Consider the following 14,908-nt stretch of genomic DNA (forward strand, 5'->3'; position numbering starts at 1 on the left):
ACCGCAAAGCCGTCCCGAAGCCGTCAGACCAAGGCCCGCCGACATGATTGATCTTGCCGCCTATGGCAGCCTGTTCCTTGCGGCACTTCTCGCCGCCACGCTGATCCCGGCGCAATCGGAAAGCGTGCTGACCGGGCTGATCCTTGCCGGCGGCCAGCCGGTGTGGATGCTGGTGGCCGTGGCAAGCCTTGGCAATATTCTGGGCTCTGTTCTCAACTGGCTGATCGGTCGCGGTGTCGAGCGGTTTCGCGACCGGCGCTGGTTTCCGGCCTCGGAGGCACAATTGGCGCGGGCGCAGGCCCGTTACCAGCGCTTCGGTTACTGGTCGCTGCTTCTGGCCTGGGTCCCGATCATCGGCGATCCGCTGACGCTTGCTGCCGGCATCATGCGCGAACCGTTGTGGCGGTTTGTTGTTCTGGTCTCGATCGGCAAGATCGGCCGCTATCTGGTGCTGGCTGCAGGCATCGACGCGCTGTCGTAAAACCATTGGGGTGCGGCAGGGGAATCTGACATGATCCCCCTGCCCGCATCCAGACAGGTTTTGCCCATGCTGTCCGCCCTCACCCTCATTCTCACCTGCCAGTTGACCGGCGAACTGATCACCCGGTTTCTGGGCCTGCCGATCCCCGGTCCGGTGGCTGGCATGGTGATCCTGTTTGCGCTTCTGGTGCTCAAGGGCTCGGTGCCGAAGGAACTTGGCGCCGTCGCCGACAGTCTGCTCAAACATCTGGCGCTGCTGTTCGTGCCCGCCGGTGTCGGGGTGATGGCGCATATGGGCCTGCTGGGTGAGGACTGGCTGCCGATCTCGGTGGCCCTGGTCGGCTCGACGCTGGCCACCATCGCGGTCACCGCCCTTGTCATGAACCGGCTCGCCCGGCCTGGTACTGCCGATGACGGAGACGCAGGCAATGCGTGATATCACCGAAGTCTGGGTCTATCTCAGCGCCAGCCCGCTTCTGTTCCTCACACTCACACTGGCAGCGTTTCAGGCCGGAACATGGCTCTATGACCGCTCCGGCCACAAACCCTTCCTCAACCCGGTGCTGACCGCCGTGATCGTTGTTGTCGGCCTGCTGACGCTCAGCGGCACGACCTACGAGACCTATTTCGAAGGTGCGCAATTCGTCCATTTCCTGCTTGGCCCAGCCACCGTGGCGCTGGCAATCCCGCTCTACCGGCAATTCGACCGGGTGCGGCGTTCGGCGCTGGCCCTGATCACCAGCCTGCTCTGCGGCTCGCTGACGGCCATCGGCACCGCTGTCGGCCTGGGCTGGCTGCTGGGCGCCAGCCGCGAAACGCTGCTGTCGCTGGCGCCGAAATCCGTCACCGCCCCGGTCGCCATGGGCATCACCGAGCAACTGGGCGGCTTGCCGTCGCTGACCGCCGTGCTGGTGATCCTCACCGGAATCCTCGGCGCCGTGCTCGGCCCGCCACTGCTTTCCCTGATCGGCGTGAAGGACTGGCGCGCCCGCGGCCTGGCGCTCGGCACCGCCAGCCACGGCATCGGCACCGCACGGGCGTTGCAGTCCAACGAACTCGCCGGCGCCTTCTCCGGCCTGGCCATGGGGCTGAACGCGCTGGCCACGGCAATCCTGCTGCCGATCCTGTGGCGGCTGTTTTTCTAAAAGAGAGACCTTAATGGAACACGACTTCTGGCACGACCGCTGGAACAGCAATCGTATCGGCTTTCACGAAAGCGAACCCAATCCGCTGCTGGTCACGCATTTCCCGGCTCTGTGCGTGCCGGACAACGGGCGTGTCTTTGTTCCGCTGTGCGGCAAGACACTCGATATCGGCTGGCTGCTTTCCCTGGGCCATCAGGTGGCCGGGGCGGAGCTCAGTGAACTCGCAATCCGGCAATTGTTTGAAGAGCTTGGCGTTGAACCGACGATAACGGATCTGGGTGAGCTGAAGCGTTACAGCGCCGACGGCATCGACATATTCGTCGGCGATATTTTCAAACTTAACGCCGATCTGCTCGGAGCTGTGGATGCGGTCTTTGACCGGGCGGCTTTCGTGGCTCTGCCGGAAGATATGCGGACAAGCTACGCCCCCCATGTCACCGATATCTCCGGCAACGCGCCGCAGCTGCTCGTCACGTTCGAATACGACCCGACACTAATCGACGGCCCGCCGTTTTCGATCCCGGCTGACGAGGTGAGCCGGCACTTTGCAGAGCGTTATACCGTTTCAACCCTGAGCATCGGTGACGTGTCCGGCGGCTTCAAGGGCATTGATGCAAAGGAACGTGTCTGGCTGCTCAAACCGCTGTAATGCCCTTGCGCGCGGTCAAATCTGGTCTGCCGCGTCCACGGCAACTGAGGCTCTCGGGCGCTTCAGATCAACGAACTGGCTGGCGCCTTTTCGGGGCTGGCCATGGATGGGCTTCCACGCGCTGGCGACAGTTATTCGAACAGGAAGACATTTCAGCCCTCGCTCACATGACGATCAGCACGATCGGTCAGGCGAACTTCATAATGCTGCGAGCGGACATCAAACCGCGCCAGCACGTCTCTCGCGTTTTGAGGCACATGAGCAATCTCATATTCTTCTCCGACAAACCTCTTCACCGCATCGAGATCATCGAACCACATCACAGTTATGAATTCGACTTCCCGGTCGGTTGGACGCCTGAAGAGTTCAATTCTCTCAAAGCCCGGAATCCGCATAGCCATGATTCCCGGAATAACTTCTTTGGTCACGACCGCTTCATAAAGATCGGCATTCTCTGGTGTCGTGTACCCATGCCACAGTCTGCTAATCATGCTCCAGTCTCCCGAGAATTGGCCCTCCCTTGAATGTTCGGGAGCAGGCGGATTAGTTGTATTTAGCAGGCAACGCCTCTGCATGTCCTGCCAAAGATGGTTCGTTGCCGCTCTGGTTTTGGCACGATCAGATTGCATAGGTGTACAAAATGGCATAATGTGCCATTATGGATAGCATAGATAAGAAAATCATTGCGGCACTTCAAAAGGACGGCCGTCTCAGCAATGTGGATCTGGCGGATGAGGTCGGGCTATCTCCCTCGCCTTGCCTCAGACGCGTCAAGATGCTTGAAGAACAAGGCGTCATCACCGGATATAGTGCGAATATCGACCGTGAGGCATTTGGTCTGCCTCTGACCGTCTTCGTCGAGTTGACAGTCACTCGCCATTCCCTTGAAAATGCGGACGCAGTCGAGGCGAGACTTGCGGCCATTCCCGGCCTTGTGTCATGCCACATGGTATCTGGAGACGCCGATTTTCTGGTGGAGTTGGCCGTTCCCGGCCTCAAAGCCTACGAACGGCTGCTAAGCGAGCATATCCTCAAGATCGAGTGTGTATCGCAGGTCAGGTCAAATTTCTCTCTGCGGTCCATAAGCACATGCAGACCGCTGACACCGGCATAATGCAAGACGGTTTTCAGCCGCACGCGCTTTCAGGTTCAATTGTTGGGCCCCACCGTCTCCGGGCGTCTGACCTTCTCCAGGGCCGCCACCACCATCGGCTTGAAGCCTTCCGTGCTCTCATCGGTGATCTCGAACAGTTGCGTACGCATCCGCGGATCCCAGAATTTGTTGATGTGATCGGCGACGCCTTCGATCTGTTCGGCTTCCGGCTGGGAAGCGAAGAAGGTGGCGATCTGGTTGGCCTGGTAGCGCAGTTTGTCAGGCGACATCGCTTGTGCGTCCTTGTGCTATCCGGTTGATCCGGGTGAATATTTCGAAATCCGCGCCGCGGGCGATGCCGACCAGCGTCAGCCCGGCGGCCTCCGCCGTGCGCACCGCCAGTGCCGTCGGCGCGGAGACCGCGATCAGCAGGCCAGTGCCGGCGATCACCGATTTCTGCACCATGTCGACCGAGACCCGGCTGGTGATGACAATGGCGCCGTCAGCGGCATTGATTCCGGCGCGGGCCACGGCGCCGATCAGCTTGTCGAGCGCATTGTGGCGGCCGACATCCTCGCGCACGCAGATCATGCCTTTATCGGGATGATAGAACCCGGCGGCATGCACAGCGCCGGTTTCGGCCCTCAGCTTCTGGTGGATTGCCAGCGACCGCACCGCCTCGCGCACATCGTCGGGGCTGAAGCTCAGCTCCACCGCCTTGCGGTCGGGCAGGGTTCTGAGCGCCTCTTCGATCGATTCAATGCCGCACAGGCCGCAGCCCACCGGACCGGCCATCTTGCGGCGGCGTGCCGAAAGTGTCGACTGGATCTCGCCTGAAAGCTGCATCTGGACATCAAAGCCTTGATCGGCCTCGACAATATCCAGCGAGAGGATGTCGTCAGGCGATCCGACAATGGCTTCCGACAGCGCAAAACCGAAACCGAAATCATGCAGATCGGCCGGCGTGGCCATCATCACCGCCTGGGTCGAGCCGCCAAAGGACAGCGCCACCGGCACCTCCTCGGGCAGCGCCCGGCTTCCCGGCGTGGCAATGCCGGCCCGGACCGCGATCCGGGAGGCTGTTGCCGTGCTCGATGAGGCATTGACCATCGCAGTTCCTCTTGCCGCCCGCGCTCGGCCTATTCGGCCGGCTCGAGCGCCTCTTCGGTGACGATCCGGCGCGATTGCTCGGCATGCGCCTGATAGTCCTGCTGCCACAGTGTCGGACCGTTGGAGGGCATCACCTGCACCGCCGTCACCTTGTATTCCGGGCATCCCGTGGCCCAGTCGGTGTAATCGGTGGTGATCACATTGGCCTGGGTGCCGGGATGGTGGAAGGTGGTGTAGACGACGCCGGGCGCCACCCGTTCGGTGATGGTGGCGCGAAGTGCTGTCTCGCCCGAACGGCTGGCCAGCTTGACGAAATCGAGCTCGCGGATGCCGCGCTGTTCGGCGTCGTGCGGGTGGATTTCAAGCATGTCCTCGGCGTGCCAGGCGACATTGTCGGTCCGCCGGGTCTGGGCGCCGACATTGTACTGGCTCAAAATCCGGCCGGTGGTCAGAAGCAGCGGGAAACGCGGTCCGGAGCGCTCGTCCGTCGCCACATATTCGGTGCGGATGAACTTGCCCTTGCCGCGCACGAAACCGTCGATGTGCATCACCGGCGTGCCTTCCGGATTGGCGTCATTGCAGGGCCACTGCACCGAGCCTTTTTCATCCAGAAGCTGATAGGTCACATTGGCGAAGCTCGGCGTGGTGGCGGCAATTTCATCCATGATCTCAGATGGATGGCTGTAGCTCCAGTCCAGCCCCATGGCCTGGGCCAGGTGCAGTGTGACTTCCCAGTCGGCCATTCCGTTCTTCGGCGTCATCACCTTGCGCACCCGGTTGATGCGGCGCTCGGCATTGGTGAAGGTGCCGTCCTTTTCAAGGAAGGTCGAGCCCGGCAGGAACACATGGGCGTAATTGGCAGTCTCATTGAGGAACAGGTCATGCACGACCACGCATTCCATCGCCGCCAGCCCGGCCTGGACGTGTTTTGTGTCGGGATCGGACTGCAGAATGTCCTCGCCCTGGATATAGATGCCCTTGAAGGTGCCGTGCACGGCGGCATCCAGCATGTTGGGAATCCTCAGGCCCGGTTCGGCGTCGAGCTCCACGCCCCAGAGCTTTTCGAACACGTCGCGCACTTCGCCGCCCGAAATGTGCCGGTAGCCGGGAAGCTCATGCGGGAACGAGCCCATGTCGCAGGCGCCCTGCACATTGTTCTGGCCCCGCAACGGGTTCACGCCGACGCCGGGACGGCCGATATTGCCGGTCGCCATGGCCAGATTGGCAATCGCCATCACCGTGGTCGAGCCCTGGCTGTGTTCGGTAACGCCGAGACCGTAATAGATCGCGCCATTGCCGCCGCGGGCAAACAGCCGTGCTGCGCCGCGCAGCGCCTCCGCCGGCACGCCGGTATAGGCTTCGGTGGATTCGGGCGAATTGGCCGGATCGGCGACAAAATCGGCCCAGTCCTCGAATTCCGACCAGTCGCAGCGTTCGCGGATGAAGGCTTCGTCAAACAGCCCCTCGGTGACGATGACATGCGCCATGGCCGTCAGTACGGCGACATTGGTGCCGGGCTTGAGCGGCAGATGGTGGCTGGCCTCGACATGGGCCGAGCGCACCAGGTCGATGCGACGCGGATCGATGACAATCAGCTTGGCCCCTGCCCTGAGCCGCTTCTTCAGCCGCGAGGCAAACACCGGGTGGCCATCGGTCGGGTTGGCGCCAATGACGATGACCACATCGGTGTGTTCGACCGAGTCGAAATCCTGGGTGCCGGCCGAAGTTCCGAAAGCCTTGCCGAGGCCATAGCCGGTCGGCGAATGGCAGACCCGGGCGCAGGTGTCGACATTGTTGTTGCCGAAGCCGGCGCGCACCAGTTTCTGCACCAGGAAGGTTTCCTCATTGGTGCAGCGCGACGAGGTGATGCCGCCTATGGCGCCACGGCCATACTGGAACTGGATGCGGCGCATTTCCTTGGCGACATGGGCAAAGGCCTCCTCCCAGCTGACTTCACGCCATGGGTCTGTGATCTTCTCGCGCACCATCGGGTTGAGAATGCGGTCCTGGTGGGTGGCATAGCCCCAGGCAAAACGGCCCTTGACGCAGGAATGGCCGCGATTGGCCTTGCCGTCTTTCCACGGCACCATGCGGACCACTTCCTCGCCCCGCATCTCGGCCTTGAACGAGCAGCCGACGCCGCAATAGGCGCATGTCGTGACCACCGAATGTTCCGGCTGGCCGATCTCGATCACGGATTTTTCCTGCAGCGTCGCCGTCGGGCAGGCCTGCACGCAGGCGCCGCAGGACACGCATTCGGAATTCATGAAGCTCTCATGCATGCCCGGCGAGACGCGGCTTTCAAAGCCCCGGCCCTCGATGGTCAGTGCGAAGGTGCCCTGCACCTCCTCGCAGGCCCGCACGCAGCGCGAACAGACGATGCATTTGGCCGGATCATAGGTGAAATAGGGGTTGCTCTCGTCCTTGGCCATGTAGCGCGGATTGGCTTCGCCATTCTGCCGCGCACGCACGTGGTTTTCGCCCTCATAGCCGTAGCGCACATCGCGCAGGCCCACGGCGCCGGCCATGTCCTGCAACTCGCAATCGCCATTGGCCGCACAGGTGAGGCAATCAAGCGGATGGTCGGAGATGTAGAGCTCCATCACGCCACGGCGGATATCTTTCAGCCGTCCGGTCTGGGTGTGGACCACCATGCCTTCGCTGACCGGCGTGGTGCAGGAGGCAGGCGTGCCGTTGCGGCCTTCGATCTCGACCAGGCAGAGCCGGCAGGAGCCGAAGGCGTCAACCATGTCGGTGGCGCAGAGCTTTGGCACCTTGATGCCCGCTTCCGTCGAGGCGCGCATCACCGAGGTGCCTTCGGGCACTTCGATGGTATTGCCGTCAATGACGAGGCGGACAGATTTCTCAGCCCTGGAGGCCGGTGTTCCGTAGTCGATTTCCTGGATCAGCGTCATAACATTCACTCCGCAGCCTGGGACATCGGTCCCGTCATTTTGGGTGCCGGACGAAAGTCCTCCGGGAAATGCGTCAGCGCGCTCATCACCGGGTACGGCGTGAAGCCGCCCAGGGCGCAGAGCGAGCCGAATTTCATGGTATTGCACAAATCTGTCATCAAATTGATCTGGCTCTCGGTCTCGATGCCGGCGCGGATGCTGTCGACAACCTCGACGCCGCGGGTCGAGCCGATGCGGCAGGGCGTGCACTTGCCGCAGCTTTCGATGGCGCAGAATTCAAAGGCAAAGCGCGCCTGCTTGAGCATGTCGGCGCTGTCATCGAACACCACGATGCCGGCATGGCCGATCAGCCCGTCCTTTCCGGCAAAGGCTTCGTAGTCAAACGGCGTGTCGAAGAGAGCGCGCGGGAAATAGGCCCCCAATGGCCCGCCCACCTGCACCGCCTTGACCGGGCGCCCGCTGGCGGTGCCGCCGGCGATGTCGTCGACCAGTTCGCCCAGCGTCATGCCGAAGGCGGCTTCGAACAATCCGCCATGTTTGACGTTGCCGGCAATCTGGATCGGGATCGTGCCGCGCGACCGGCCCATGCCGAAATCGCGATAGTAGGCGGCACCCTTGTCCATGATGATCGGCACCGAGGCGAGCGAGATCACATTGTTGACCACCGTCGGCCGCGCCAGGAAGCCCTTGTGGGCGGGCAGCGGCGGCTTGGCACGGACCACGCCGCGGCGGCCCTCAAGGCTTTCAAGCAGCGCTGTTTCCTCGCCGCAGACATAGGCGCCGGCGCCGACCCGGATTTCCATGTCAAACGCGTGGCTGGAGCCGAGCACGGAGATGCCCAGCACACCGGCCTGGCGCAGGATCTCGACGGCGCGGTTCATCACCCGGATCGCATGCGGATATTCGGAGCGGAGATAGACATAGCCCTTGGTGGCGCCCGTGGCGATGCCGGCAATGATCATGCCTTCGATCAGCACGAAGGGATCGCCCTCCATGATCATGCGGTCGGCGAATGTGCCGGAATCGCCCTCGTCCGCATTGCAGATGATGTATTTCTGCGGCCCTTGCGCCTCCAGCACGGTCTTCCACTTGATTCCGGTCGGAAATCCCGCGCCGCCGCGTCCGCGCAGGCCGGACTCGGTCACCTGGGCGACGATGGCTTCGGGCGCCAGGACGACGGCATTGGTCAGGCCGACGAGACCGCCATTTGCGCGGTAATCCTCAAGCGACAGCGGATCGGTAATGCCGCAACGGGCAAAGGTAAGCCGGGTCTGACGTTTGAGATACGGAATGTTTTCGGTTGCGCCCAGGCACAGCGGATGATCGCCGCCCTCAAGCAGGCCCGCGTCAAGAAGGCTGTTGAGGTCCGAAGGCTTGACCGGGCCATAGGCCACCCTGCCCTGGCTGGTCTCGATTTCGACCATCGGTTCGAGCCAGTACATCCCGCGCGAGCCGTTGCGAATGACCACGGCATCGAGATCCCGCGCCTTGATGGTTTCGGCCATGCGCAGCGCCAGCCGGTCGGCGCCGACGGCAACCGCACCGGAATCACCGGGAATGTAGATTTTCACGCTCATGCCATCACCGCCTTTGCCAGAGCCTTGACTGCGTCCTCGTCCAGCCTGCCAACCACGTCGCCATCGACCATCGCCGCCGGCGCACAGGCGCACAGGCCGAGGCAATAGACAGGCTCTATGGTGACTGATCCATTGGCGCTGGTCTCGTGCCAGTCGAGACCCAAGAGCCAGAGCAGCCGTTCGGCGAGCTCGTCACCGCCCATCGACTGGCAGGCTTCGGCCCGGCACAGCTTGATCACATGCCGCCCGGCCGGGGTTTCGCGGTAATCATGGTAAAAGCTGACAACGCCATGGACTTCGGCGCGCGACAGGTTGAGACCTTCCGCGATGACCGGCAATGCCGCCTTCGGCACATAGCCGAATTCGTCCTGGATTCCGTGCAGGATCGGCAGCAGCGGGCCCTCAAGCGGCTTGAGCTGTCCGACGATCGCCTTGGTGCGCGACGCAATTTTCGCATCCATGTTCCGTGATTCCATGCGAAGCTCCTCCAGCGGCATGACAGCAGTTCCAATTGTCAGGCAACAAGCCCTTGAATCAATGCCGTATATCCGTTGTTCGATAGAGGTTATCTATCGATGTGAGAGCGCGGTGGCCAGGACCCGCGCCTCATGCAGCAGCGCCGAGACAATCGGCGTATGCGGCTCGCGCGGTGCCGCGATCATCCCGACGGTGTGATGGGCGTCCGGCTCGACGATCGGGATCGATCTGATATTGCCGCCGAAGCCGAGCGTCTGGGCCAGGTTGACCGGCATGATCGAGGCCCAGTTGCCGGTGCGGATATGCGAAAACAGCACGATCATCGAGTTCGACTCCAGCGTCGGCTTGACGGTTGCGCCGGCCTCGGTGAGGTGCTGGTTGATGATGCGGCGGTTCTGCATGTCCGGCGTCAGCAGGCACAGCGGCAAGGTGGCGACTTCCGCCCAGGTCACCTTCTCGCGTTCGGCGAATTTCTGCCCCACCGAGGTGATCAGCTGATAGCGTTCGGCATAAAGCGGCACTGTGGCGACGCGGCCGGTGGGTTCGTTCTCGATATAGCTGATGCCGACATCGATTTCGAAATTCTCAAGCTGCGACAGCACCTGGTAGCTGGTGCAGGAGGTCACCGACAGCGTCACCGCCGGGTGTTTCCGGGTAAATTGCAGCGTGAGATCGGTGACCATATAGGTCGCGGTCGGAATCACGGCGATGCGGGCATGTCCTGACAGGCCCTTGCGCGCCGCCTTCATCTCCTCGCGCATGGTGCGGGCGTCGCCGACGATGCGCCGGGCCCATTCCAGCACCCGCTGGCCTTCGGGGGTCAGCCCCTGGTAGCGCGACCCGCGCAGCACCAGGGTGACGCCGAGCTGTTCCTCGAGTTGCTTCAACGAGGCCGACAGGGTCGGCTGGGTCACGCCGCATTCCTGCGCGGCGCGGCCGAAATGGCGCTCCCGGGCGAGCACGATGAAGAATTCGAGTTTGTCGATCATGACTGCCAAAGTCGCATGCTGCGTGCCTAAAGTGCAAGCAGATCAACGACGTCGGCATGTCGGAATCGCGATGGCGGATGCGCCGGCCTCAGGCTGCGGCGCGGTCTCCGCTTTCCGTCCCCGGCGCCAGCGTCACCTCGAGACCGTCGAGTTCCTCGCTCATCAGCAACTGGCAGGACAGCCGGGAATTGTCGCGGACATCGAAAGCCTGGTCGAGCATGTCCTCTTCCTCGGCCTCGATCGGATAGAGCTTGTCGGTCCAGTCATCCGCCACATGGACATGGCAGGTGGCGCAGGCACAGGCGCCGCCGCATTCTGCCTTGATGTCGAGACCCCAGTCGCGAATGATCTCCATCACCCGAAACCCTTCCAATGCTTCCAGCGTATGGCGGGTGCCGCTCTGATCGGTGACGTGAATTTGCATGGCCTTCTCCCCGTTCAGCCGTTCAATATGGCCGTGCGGCGCCAGCTGTAGTCTGGTCCGGCGGCGGTCCGGTCCGCTGACGGCTGATAATGCAGATCGATCCCCGGAAGCCGCTTTTCGATAAGCCGCTGAATTGTCGGCGCATGGCTGACTTCGAAACTGTCAAAACCCGTGCGCAGCATCAACGGCACCTGGTCGAGCAGCACGGTGCCCGCAGCGCGCAATTCGCCGGTATAGCCCAGCCGCTCCCGGAGCAGCACGGCCTGGGAAAATGCCCTGCCATCGGCGAATGCCGGAAATGTCAGGGCGACGATTGCCAGGCGGTCGAGAATCGGCGCCAGCGCGCGCACGTCATCGGCCGGCTGCAACACCACGCCGAAGGGCGCATTGTCCTGGGCGTGTTCCAGCGCCTCGGCCAGCGGCAGCAGCTTTGGCGCCTCTTCCGCGTCCGTGGCTATCCAGGGATCGTCCTCGACAATCCCGTTCCGTGTCCAAATGACAGTCATCTCGGTCTCCGGTCCTGTCTCAAGCCGCCTGGGCTTCGCCGCCATACAGCGCGGCTTTGAAGGGAGCTGCACCAATGCGGCGGTAGCAATCGATAAAGGCTTCATCGGTGGTTGCGCGGTGGGCCAGATAGGTGTCGACAATGGTCTCGATCGCGTCGGTGACCTGTTCGGGTTCAAAGCCACGCCCGGTGATCTGACCGATCGATGCATGCTCATCCGCCGATCCGCCCAGCGAGATCTGGTAGAGCTCGGCGCCCTTTTTCTCGACGCCGAGAATGCCGATATGACCGACATGATGGTGGCCGCAGGCATTGATGCAGCCCGAGATCTTGATCTTCAGCTCACCGATTTCAGCCTGCCGCACCGGATCGGCGAAGCGGTTGGAAATCTCCTGCGCCACCGGAATCGAGCGGGCATTGGCCAGCGCGCAGTAATCCAGCCCCGGGCAGGCGATGATATCGGTGATCAGACCGGCATTGGCCGTTGCCAGCCCTTCGGCCAGCAGCGCCCGGTACAGGGGTTCAAGGTCGGCCAGCGCCACATGCGGCAGCACCAGGTTCTGCTCGTGGGTGACACGGATCTCGTCATGGGCAAAATCCCGCGCCAGATTGGCCACGGCATCCATCTGGTCGGCCGTGGCATCACCGGGAATGCCGCCGATCGGCTTGAGTGAAATCGTCACCATGGCATAGTCGGGATGCCGGTGCGGCGCGACATTGCGGCCGACCCAGTCGGCAAAGCCGGGATCGGATTTCTTCCACGCGGCCAGTTCGCCCCAGCCTTCGGCCCGCGACGCCAGCTTGGGCGGCGCAAAATAGGCGTTGATCGCAGCGATATCGGCTTCGGGCAGTTTCAGCACACCCTCCTTGAGGTGCGCCCACTCCGCATCGATCTCGGCTTTGAGCTCTTCGACGCCGGTTTCATGCACAAGGATCTTGATCCGCGCCTTGTACTTGTTGTCGCGGCGGCCGTGCAGATTGTAGACCCGCATGATCGCAGTGGTGTAGCTCAGCAGATCGGCTTCGGGCAGGAAGTCCTTGACCTTTTTGGCCAGAAGCGGCGTACGCCCCTGCCCGCCACCGATCCAGACAGCAAAGCCCAGTTGGCCCTGATCGTCCTTCTTCAGCTGCAGACCGATGTCATGCACCTGGATCGCGGCGCGGTCGCGCTCGGATGCGGTCACCGCAATCTTGAACTTGCGCGGCAGGAACGAGAATTCCGGATGCACCGACGACCATTGCCGCAGGATTTCGGCATAGGGCCGCGGGTCGGCAACCTCGTCGGCGGCAGCACCGGCAAAATGGTCGGCGGTGACATTGCGGATGCAATTGCCCGAGGTCTGGATGGCATGCATCTCCACACCGGCCAGTTCCTCGAGAATGGCCGGAATGTCCTTCAGCGCCGGCCAGTTGTACTGGATGTTCTGCCGGGTGGTAAAATGGCCATAGCCGCGGTCATAGGTGCGGGCGATATGGGCGAGCTTGTGCATCTGCTGCGAATTCAGCGTGCCATAGGGAACGGCCACGCGCAGCATATAGGCATGCAGCTGCAGATAGACGCCGTTCATCAGCCGCAGCGGCTTGAACGCATCCTCGGAAATCTCGCCCGACATCCGCCGCTCGACCTGATCGCGGAACTGGTTGACGCGTGCGGCCACGAAGGCGTGGTCGAATTCATCGTAACGGTACATGACTTGATCCTTAAGCGGCGACTGCGGCGCGCGCGGCCGAAGCCGGGGCATAATCGATGGTCGGTCCGTCGGCGCGGATGCGTTCACGCAGCCTGAACGGGCGCGGTCCGCTTGGCGTTTCCTCGACCTCGATGACATTGACATCGACAACGCGATTGTCGGCCAGCGCCTGGTCTCCTGCCGCGGTGATGGCGACCACGGCTTCCTCATGGCGGGCCAGGAAGGCGTCTTTCAGCGAAAATACCCATTCGCCATTGGCGCCGAGCCAGACTGAAATGCCGTCGGTCAGGCGGTTTGCGGTGAGAACCTTGGTTTTCATGGGTATTTTCCTCAGGCGGCTTGGGAGCGAGTGGATCGGGTCGGGGCAGCAGCAGTCGCAATCGGCTGACCGGCTGCAATCGGTGTGGAATGCTCGAAACTGGCGCCGGCGACGGCATCGCCGATCACCACCATCACCGGGCCGGCAAGCTCGGTGCGGCCCTCCAGGGCGGGCAGATCGGCAAGCGTGCCGTGAAACAGGCGACGGTCGCCGCGTGAGGCGTTTTCGACGATGGCCACGGTCATGTCGGCGGGCAGCCCGGCATCGATCAGCCGCGCGGCAACGCTGGCAGCAACCGTGCGGCCCATATAGACGCAGAGCGTGGCCCCGGAGACGGCGAGCCGGGCCCAGTCGGGCAGTGCAGCGCCGGTCAGGTCATGGCCGGTGGTAAACACCAGCGACGAGGCGACGCCACGCAGGGTCAGCGGCAATTCGAAATCGGCGGCCGCGGCAAAGGCCGAGGTGATGCCCGGAACGATCTCAAAGGAGACATCCGCATCGCGCAAAGCCGCCATTTCTTCGCCGGCCCGGCCGAAAATCAGCGGATCGCCGGATTTGAGCCGCACCACGCGCTTGCCTTCGCGGCCGAGACGAACCAGCAGGTCATTGATCTCGTTCTGGCTTTTGGAATGGCAGCCCTTGCGCTTGCCCACTGCGAAGCGCTCGGCATCACGGCGGCCAAGTGCTACCACCGTTTCCGGCACAAGCGCGTCATAGACAATCGCATCGGCTTCCATCATGGCGCGCTGGGCGCGCAGCGTCAGCAGATCTTCGGCGCCAGGCCCGGCGCCCACCAGCCAGATATGGCCCGGCACCGGCTCACGACCGCGCAGCATGCGGGTGGCGGCGCGCCGCGCCAGTGAAATTTCCCCGTTGTCGACATGGGTGGCGACATCGGCTTCGAAAAACCGCCGCCAGAACACGCGCCGTGCCACGCCGCGCGGCAGCAGCCGGTCGACAGCGACCCGGTAGTCGCTCGCAAGCCGCGCCAGCGTTCCCAGCGAAGGCGACAGCATCTGGTCGATGCGGGCGCGGATCATCTGCGCCAGCACCGGCCCTGCCCCTTCCGTGCCGATGGCAATCGACACCGGGGCACGGTTGACCAGAGCCGGTGTCAGGAAATCGCAATAGTCCGGTTGATCGACTGCATTGGCCGGAATTCGCCGCTCACGCGCGGCCATCACGATGGCGCGATCCTGCGCGGCATCGCCGGTGGCGGCAAACACAAGTGTGGAACCATCCATCTGTGCGGCGTCATAGGCCTGACGGATCGGCGCGATTGCCAGCCGCGACAGGCTGTCGATCAGCTCGGCGTCGGGCGCATCGGCATAGACGGAAATGTCAGCCGAGGTGTTGGCCAGCAGCCGCGCCTTGGCGGCGGCTTCCGCGCCATTGCCGAAAATCGCCACCTTGCGGGCGTCGACCCGCATGAAGGCGGGAAATGTCGTCAATTGCGCCGATTGCGTCGCCATAAGTGTCAAACTCCTGAGTTGGAGCCATTTTCAGGATATCGGCGAAACAAATGAAGGAACAA

17 protein-coding genes are annotated in these 14,908 nt (G+C 62.8%); 5 read left to right on the plus strand and 12 right to left on the minus strand.

All coding sequences use genetic code 11. From position 1 onward, the window contains the following. Nucleotides 1-43: 43 nt before the first annotated feature. The 4 genes from OEG82_RS13295 (at nt 44) to tmpT (ending at nt 2,274) form a co-directional block, all read left to right on the plus strand. Nucleotides 44-481, plus strand: a complete 438-nt coding sequence (locus OEG82_RS13295; RefSeq protein ID WP_267612900.1) for a YqaA family protein — start codon at nt 44-46, stop codon at nt 479-481. Between the two features lie 66 nt (nt 482-547). Further along, the gene (locus OEG82_RS13300; RefSeq protein WP_267612901.1) at nt 548-916 is read left to right on the plus strand and encodes a CidA/LrgA family protein; all 369 of its coding nucleotides are present in this window, start codon (nt 548-550) and stop codon (nt 914-916) included. Further along, nucleotides 909-1,625 carry an LrgB family protein gene (locus tag OEG82_RS13305; protein ID WP_267612902.1) on the plus strand — a complete coding sequence of 239 codons (717 nt, stop codon included), beginning with the start codon at nt 909-911 and terminating at the stop codon, nt 1,623-1,625. Before OEG82_RS13300 ends, OEG82_RS13305 begins: the two co-directional genes overlap by 8 nt. Nucleotides 1,626-1,638: 13 nt before the next feature. Further along, nucleotides 1,639-2,274, plus strand: a complete 636-nt coding sequence (gene tmpT / locus OEG82_RS13310; RefSeq protein WP_267612903.1) for a thiopurine S-methyltransferase — start codon at nt 1,639-1,641, stop codon at nt 2,272-2,274. 152 nt (nt 2,275-2,426) lie between these two features. Here the strand turns inward: tmpT and OEG82_RS13315 are convergent, their stop codons facing one another. Further along, nucleotides 2,427-2,765: an antibiotic biosynthesis monooxygenase family protein gene (locus OEG82_RS13315; protein WP_267612904.1), complete on the minus strand. Its 339-nt coding sequence runs from the start codon at nt 2,763-2,765 to the stop codon at nt 2,427-2,429. Nucleotides 2,766-2,932: 167 nt separating this feature from the next. Here OEG82_RS13315 and OEG82_RS13320 point away from each other — a divergent pair, with 167 nt between their 5' ends. Beyond that, nucleotides 2,933-3,388: an Lrp/AsnC family transcriptional regulator gene (locus OEG82_RS13320; protein ID WP_267612905.1), complete on the plus strand. Its 456-nt coding sequence runs from the start codon at nt 2,933-2,935 to the stop codon at nt 3,386-3,388. Nucleotides 3,389-3,423: 35 nt separating this feature from the next. On the opposite strand, the gene OEG82_RS13325 is transcribed toward OEG82_RS13320, so the two are convergent. From OEG82_RS13325 to cysG, 11 genes are all read right to left on the minus strand, one after another. After that, on the minus strand, nt 3,424-3,657 hold the full coding sequence (locus OEG82_RS13325; RefSeq protein WP_267612906.1) for a formate dehydrogenase subunit delta: 234 nt from the start codon (nt 3,655-3,657) through the stop codon (nt 3,424-3,426). Further along, nucleotides 3,647-4,477 (minus strand): formate dehydrogenase accessory sulfurtransferase FdhD, encoded by an 831-nt coding sequence (fdhD, locus tag OEG82_RS13330; RefSeq protein ID WP_267612907.1) that lies wholly within the window; start codon nt 4,475-4,477, stop codon nt 3,647-3,649. Before fdhD ends, OEG82_RS13325 begins: the two co-directional genes overlap by 11 nt. A gap of 29 nt (nt 4,478-4,506) precedes the next feature. After that, nucleotides 4,507-7,392 (minus strand): formate dehydrogenase subunit alpha, encoded by a 2,886-nt coding sequence (gene fdhF, locus OEG82_RS13335; RefSeq protein WP_267612908.1) that lies wholly within the window; start codon nt 7,390-7,392, stop codon nt 4,507-4,509. A 5-nt stretch (nt 7,393-7,397) separates the two neighbouring features. Continuing rightward, nucleotides 7,398-8,969 (minus strand): formate dehydrogenase beta subunit, encoded by a 1,572-nt coding sequence (locus tag OEG82_RS13340; RefSeq protein WP_267612909.1) that lies wholly within the window; start codon nt 8,967-8,969, stop codon nt 7,398-7,400. Then, nucleotides 8,966-9,445, minus strand: coding sequence for a formate dehydrogenase subunit gamma (locus OEG82_RS13345; protein WP_267612910.1), 480 nt, complete (start codon nt 9,443-9,445; stop codon nt 8,966-8,968). Before OEG82_RS13345 ends, OEG82_RS13340 begins: the two co-directional genes overlap by 4 nt. Nucleotides 9,446-9,538: 93 nt before the next feature. Beyond that, the gene (locus OEG82_RS13350) at nt 9,539-10,435 is read right to left on the minus strand and encodes a LysR family transcriptional regulator (protein ID WP_267612911.1); all 897 of its coding nucleotides are present in this window, start codon (nt 10,433-10,435) and stop codon (nt 9,539-9,541) included. 88 nt (nt 10,436-10,523) lie between these two features. Beyond that, a complete protein-coding gene (locus OEG82_RS13355; RefSeq protein ID WP_267612912.1) occupies nt 10,524-10,859 on the minus strand; it encodes a 2Fe-2S iron-sulfur cluster-binding protein in 336 nt (111 codons plus the stop codon). A 14-nt stretch (nt 10,860-10,873) separates the two neighbouring features. Then, complete coding sequence (locus OEG82_RS13360; RefSeq protein WP_267612913.1) at nt 10,874-11,365, minus strand: DUF934 domain-containing protein; 492 nt, start codon at nt 11,363-11,365, stop codon at nt 10,874-10,876. Between the two features lie 19 nt (nt 11,366-11,384). After that, nucleotides 11,385-13,055 carry a nitrite/sulfite reductase gene (locus tag OEG82_RS13365; RefSeq protein ID WP_267612914.1) on the minus strand — a complete coding sequence of 557 codons (1,671 nt, stop codon included), beginning with the start codon at nt 13,053-13,055 and terminating at the stop codon, nt 11,385-11,387. Nucleotides 13,056-13,065: 10 nt separating this feature from the next. Continuing rightward, the gene (locus tag OEG82_RS13370) at nt 13,066-13,374 is read right to left on the minus strand and encodes a DUF2849 domain-containing protein (RefSeq protein WP_267612915.1); all 309 of its coding nucleotides are present in this window, start codon (nt 13,372-13,374) and stop codon (nt 13,066-13,068) included. An 11-nt stretch (nt 13,375-13,385) separates the two neighbouring features. Continuing rightward, nucleotides 13,386-14,846, minus strand: a complete 1,461-nt coding sequence (cysG, locus tag OEG82_RS13375) for a siroheme synthase CysG (protein ID WP_267612916.1) — start codon at nt 14,844-14,846, stop codon at nt 13,386-13,388. Nucleotides 14,847-14,908 lie beyond the last annotated feature (62 nt).

The organism is Hoeflea ulvae (assembly GCF_026619435.1).
Classification (GTDB): domain Bacteria; phylum Pseudomonadota; class Alphaproteobacteria; order Rhizobiales; family Rhizobiaceae; genus Hoeflea; species Hoeflea ulvae.

Bases quoted from the DNA above. Each gene is read 5' to 3' on its own strand.
- OEG82_RS13355 (WP_267612912.1), bottom strand. From the start codon at position 10,859: ATGCAAATTCACGTCACCGATCAGAGCGGCACCCGCCATACGCTGGAA.
- OEG82_RS13295 (WP_267612900.1), top strand. From the start codon at position 44: ATGATTGATCTTGCCGCCTATGGCAGCCTGTTCCTTGCGGCACTTCTC.
- OEG82_RS13365 (WP_267612914.1), bottom strand. From the start codon at position 13,055: ATGTACCGTTACGATGAATTCGACCACGCCTTCGTGGCCGCACGCGTC.
- OEG82_RS13340 (WP_267612909.1), bottom strand. From the start codon at position 8,969: ATGAGCGTGAAAATCTACATTCCCGGTGATTCCGGTGCGGTTGCCGTC.
- OEG82_RS13315 (WP_267612904.1), bottom strand. From the start codon at position 2,765: ATGATTAGCAGACTGTGGCATGGGTACACGACACCAGAGAATGCCGAT.
- OEG82_RS13360 (WP_267612913.1), bottom strand. From the start codon at position 11,365: ATGACTGTCATTTGGACACGGAACGGGATTGTCGAGGACGATCCCTGG.
- cysG (WP_267612916.1), bottom strand. From the start codon at position 14,846: ATGGCGACGCAATCGGCGCAATTGACGACATTTCCCGCCTTCATGCGG.
- fdhF (WP_267612908.1), bottom strand. From the start codon at position 7,392: ATGACGCTGATCCAGGAAATCGACTACGGAACACCGGCCTCCAGGGCT.
- OEG82_RS13305 (WP_267612902.1), top strand. From the start codon at position 909: ATGCGTGATATCACCGAAGTCTGGGTCTATCTCAGCGCCAGCCCGCTT.
- OEG82_RS13325 (WP_267612906.1), bottom strand. From the start codon at position 3,657: ATGTCGCCTGACAAACTGCGCTACCAGGCCAACCAGATCGCCACCTTC.
- fdhD (WP_267612907.1), bottom strand. From the start codon at position 4,477: ATGGTCAATGCCTCATCGAGCACGGCAACAGCCTCCCGGATCGCGGTC.
- OEG82_RS13300 (WP_267612901.1), top strand. From the start codon at position 548: ATGCTGTCCGCCCTCACCCTCATTCTCACCTGCCAGTTGACCGGCGAA.
- OEG82_RS13320 (WP_267612905.1), top strand. From the start codon at position 2,933: ATGGATAGCATAGATAAGAAAATCATTGCGGCACTTCAAAAGGACGGC.
- OEG82_RS13350 (WP_267612911.1), bottom strand. From the start codon at position 10,435: ATGATCGACAAACTCGAATTCTTCATCGTGCTCGCCCGGGAGCGCCAT.
- OEG82_RS13345 (WP_267612910.1), bottom strand. From the start codon at position 9,445: ATGGAATCACGGAACATGGATGCGAAAATTGCGTCGCGCACCAAGGCG.
- tmpT (WP_267612903.1), top strand. From the start codon at position 1,639: ATGGAACACGACTTCTGGCACGACCGCTGGAACAGCAATCGTATCGGC.
- OEG82_RS13370 (WP_267612915.1), bottom strand. From the start codon at position 13,374: ATGAAAACCAAGGTTCTCACCGCAAACCGCCTGACCGACGGCATTTCA.